Source organism: Roseofilum sp. (assembly GCF_982964205.1).
In genome coordinates, this window is record NZ_CEZBFX010000124.1 from 1 (window position 1) to 4,030 (window position 4,030).

Here is a 4,030-nt window from a genome sequence, read left to right on the forward strand (position 1 = left end):
ATTTCCCTCAAACCCTCTTCCTGTCTCCCTTTGCCACTTTTGTCCTGTACTGAGGTTTTAAACTTATTTTCTCACTCAATTAATCATGTCGAACTCCACTAAAATCCTGGCCTTTGCTGGCAGCACTCGCCAAGAATCTTTTCATAAAAAACTGGTAAAAATCGCTGCTCAAGGAGCGACTGATGCGGGTGCAGAAGTTACGTTTATTGATTTGCGCGATTACCCAATGCCCATTTACGACCAAGACTTACAAGAACAGGAAGGATTTCCAGAGTCCGTTTTAGCCTTGAAGCAGCTCTTTAAATCTCACGACGGTTTGTTAATTGCCTCTCCAGAATACAATAGCTCCATTAGCGGATTATTGAAAAATACCATCGATTGGCTCTCCCGTTCCGAACCCGATGAATTCCCCTTAGCGCTCAGTTGTTTTCGGGGTAAAGTGGCCGCAATTATGAATACCTCCCCTGGAGGATTAGGCGGTTTAAGGGGACTAGTGCATTTACGGGCAATTTTGGAGAATATTGGCGTGATGGTTTTGCCCGATCAAAAGACGATTCCCAATGCATTTGAACAGTTTGATAGTCAAGGACAACTGAAGGAGCAAAGGCAACAGGAGTCGGTACAAGCACTGGGAAAAAAGTTGGCTGAGTTGGCAATGAAATTACAATAGATAACAGTAGGGGCGAACCCTATTGCGCACCTACTTAGGATTTTTTGCGCGTTTTCTTGATGTTTTGTTTAATGGTTTTCTGTAGACTGGGTTCACGTCCAATCTTGGCAATGAGTGCAGAAGAATTAACATCTCGATCGCCCTCATACCCACACTGGGTACAATGATAGATAGGCTTACTGATGTCCATTTCTGGGTCATAGGCTAGGCATTTACAACAGATACGGGATAAGGGTAGGTCAGCAGCGAACTTGATGCGCTGGGTAGACTTGCCAAATTCTTGGGTTTTCTTGTCGATTAAGTCAATCTGTTGACCGATCGCCGCGTCTCGATTACTCTTATTTTGTCCTGTAACGGCCGATGCTTTATTTTTGTCAAATCCGCTCCCGTCTTCTTTCGCTTTGGCTTTTGTCTTCCCTACCATCTTCTGTAGCCCATCCTCTACAGCAATACCCGACGAATAAGTGGTTAAATAGGAAGCAATGCGGTATTGATGCGATCGCCGTCTGCGTTTGGTTTTTTCGTGGATACGTTTAATTTTCTGCTTGCAGCCCTTCACCCCTTGGGAGTCTCCGCACTGTTTCCAGCGCAAGCGTTGGATAGTACTGGCATTTAAATCAACGCCAATATGGGCACATAAATCCTCAACCGTGCGGCAAGTTTTGAGAATATCCGCATCCCCTTCCGAGACATAATCCAATAGATTAGTGTCCGGATGATGAATCCAGAGAATCAGACGACGGTAGAGCTTCTCGTCCAATTTCTGCTGCGCTTTTGCCAGTTGCTCTTGGGACTCTCGATAAAACCGGGGTTTACTGATTTGTTGACTGCGAGTTTCTCCCCCCTCATTCACCCAACTCACCGAGCAATAATTCTCCTCTTTCCATCCCCAATCGATGCCTGCATATCCCCTTGGTTCCACCTTTCGCACTCGTCGGGGCACTTCTTCGCGGGTGAGTTGCACAAAAAAACCGGATGCTTTCTCCACAATTTGCATAATTTTCACCCGACTCTTTCCCCAGCGTTTATCCAATCCAGGTAGGTGGACATCCCCAAAACCGGGGATTTTCAGCAGATTGCTCCCAATAGCACGGACAGCATCAGCCGATTGGGGTTTCTTCCCTCCCGCGTTGGGGTTGGGGTGACGAATGGTGTTCACTGGGGTGTTCGTTCCTTTGAATTTCGGCTTACCTCGGCGTAAGGATTCTTTACTGTAACGGTCTTTGACATATTTATCCCAAGCTCCCCCTAGTTGTTCGAGTAATCCCATCCGATACTTTTGTTGCACGTTGAGGATTAATTTGCGGTCTAAGTCTTTGAGCAAATCGGGGGTAATAATTGTTGGATCTTGTAAATCTCTGGCTCTGGCAAGGATGCCTAAACCTCGTTTGGAGTCCTTCATGGCTGAATTGCTGATTAGACCAGAGTTATGGTCTCGTTGGATAGGACAGGAGTAGCCATATCCCCCAACCCATCCAGAGGCTTTAACCTCGGCGCGGGTAAATACATGATCTTTATCAGCCATTCTCTGGTGACCTGCTTTTGTAGTAGCTGTGGGGTAGGCTTGGCAAGCCGCGACAATCCACCGAGAGCGCCCGTCAAGGACGGGGGAATGGGCGACCCAGGTTTTTGAGAGGTCATCCTTGACTTGGTGACGGACTAGAGTACATTTGGAGACATAAGTTTTAGACACCTTGTCATAGTGCCAATTTTCATCAGCGTTGATCAGTTGCCCTAGGGCAAAATTCCATAGCCGCCTCAAACCTTCCTGGTATTCACGGATGATGGCGATCTGGTCGAATGTAAAATTGGCCTTGAATTCACTAACTTTACAGATCATTAAGCGTGGTTGAAATTTGCGTTTTGGTGGTATAGTAAATCCTAACATCTTACGATGTTCCCTGGTTTCGAGGGATACGGCGGTGTAGCTTCGGCAGCCGCAATCTGCTGGTGAGATCAACCAGCGATTTCTAATAGAGATTCGTTATTTCTGAACCTTGAAAATTGAATATTTGGATTGCCCTTTAATTCACAGCAATCTCTATTAACTTTTGATAGGATTCCGACACAGGGGAGATGTTAAGTTGAAGTGATTCCGAGATAGGCTACAGCCCCGATCCCGATTGACTTCTAACGACTCAACTGCTCAATCGACCGTCGGCCCTTATGCAGTCAGGGTTTCAGCGATTTTGGCAGCATCAAGGTCTCTCATTCAGCCATCTTTTGGGTTCAGTGTCGGAAACTGAGTGTCAAAGCTATGGCTGATAAGGATTCTACAGCAAGCTGTTTCAATCCACAGCAATCTCTATTAGCTTTTGAAACATTTTGCCTGGTGCTATTCCTCGCGGTTCTGTCATGTGTGTTTCAATCCACAGCAATCTCTATTAGCTTTTGAAACTTACCTATTTCCCTCTACGGCCAGAAAATCCGGGAGAGTTTCAATCCACAGCAATCTCTATTAGCTTTTGAAACTCAAATCGCGGGCAAGGCACTTTTTTAATCTCCAAAGTTTCAATCCACAGCAATCTCTATTAGCTTTTGAAACCAAAAAGGACTGATCGCCATCAGTCGCTACCAGCGGTTTCAATCCACAGCAATCTCTATTAGCTTTTGAAACGAATTACATAATCGGATTGACACAACATTAAAATTGTTTCAATCCACAGCAATCTCTATTAGCTTTTGAAACAATTAATCCTCGGTGGCACCGAAAGTATTGTGAGTGGTTTCAATCCACAGCAATCTCTATTAGCTTTTGAAACGAAGTGAAAATAGAACTGCTCCTGCACCAACAAACGGCTCGTTTCAATCCACAGCAATCTCTATTAGCTTTTGAAACGAAAAAACTAACCCGGAACAAGTGACCCCGACAAGGTTTCAATCCACAGCAATCTCTATTAGCTTTTGAAACAATATCTTGGCTGCCGCGAACAAACGCATAGCGATCGTTTCAATCCACAGCAATCTCTATTAGCTTTTGAAACTAACGAGGTTGATTCTAGTGAGCGCGTGGTGATCGGAACGGTTTCAATCCACAGCAATCTCTATTAGCTTTTGAAACATTACCGAAGGTATCAAGAAGTGTTTGGCAGGATGTTTCAATCCACAGCAATCTCTATTAGCTTTTGAAACGGGGACAGAAGGGCCCAAGAAAACAGCAGCCGTCCTTTCGTTTCAATCCACAGCAATCTCTATTAGCTTTTGAAACTTGACGTACCATCTCTCGGCGACAACGAATAGCCCGAAAAGAGTTTCAATCCACAGCAATCTCTATTAGCTTTTGAAACCTCAGGCCGTCTCCTCTGGCGATGAGTCCAGATCTGTTTCAATCCACAGCAATCTCTATTAGCTTTTGAAACC

At 45.1% G+C, this 4,030-nt stretch carries 2 protein-coding genes and 1 CRISPR repeat array; of the genes, one reads left to right on the forward strand and one right to left on the reverse strand.

The window, feature by feature from the left end; all coding sequences use genetic code 11:
* Window positions 1-85 precede the first annotated feature (85 nt).
* Window positions 86-670: an NADPH-dependent FMN reductase gene (locus tag AC3A14_RS21120; protein ID WP_318737735.1), complete on the forward strand. Its 585-nt coding sequence runs from the start codon at window positions 86-88 to the stop codon at window positions 668-670.
* A gap of 34 nt (window positions 671-704) precedes the next feature.
* On the opposite strand, the gene AC3A14_RS21125 is transcribed toward AC3A14_RS21120, so the two are convergent.
* Window positions 705-2,510 carry a hypothetical protein gene (locus AC3A14_RS21125; protein WP_318737737.1) on the reverse strand — a complete coding sequence of 602 codons (1,806 nt, stop codon included), beginning with the start codon at window positions 2,508-2,510 and terminating at the stop codon, window positions 705-707.
* Between the two features lie 445 nt (window positions 2,511-2,955).
* A CRISPR array of direct repeats spans window positions 2,956-4,029; the repeat unit is 37 nt; unit sequence GTTTCAATCCACAGCAATCTCTATTAGCTTTTGAAAC.
* The last annotated feature ends 1 nt before the right edge of the window (window position 4,030 follow it).

What these genes read in the sequence shown, in the direction of transcription:
- AC3A14_RS21120 (WP_318737735.1), top strand. Translation starts at nt 86, where the DNA reads ATGTCGAACTCCACTAAAATCCTGGCCTTTGCTGGCAGCACTCGCCAA.
- AC3A14_RS21125 (WP_318737737.1), bottom strand. Translation starts at nt 2,510, where the DNA reads ATGATCTGTAAAGTTAGTGAATTCAAGGCCAATTTTACATTCGACCAG.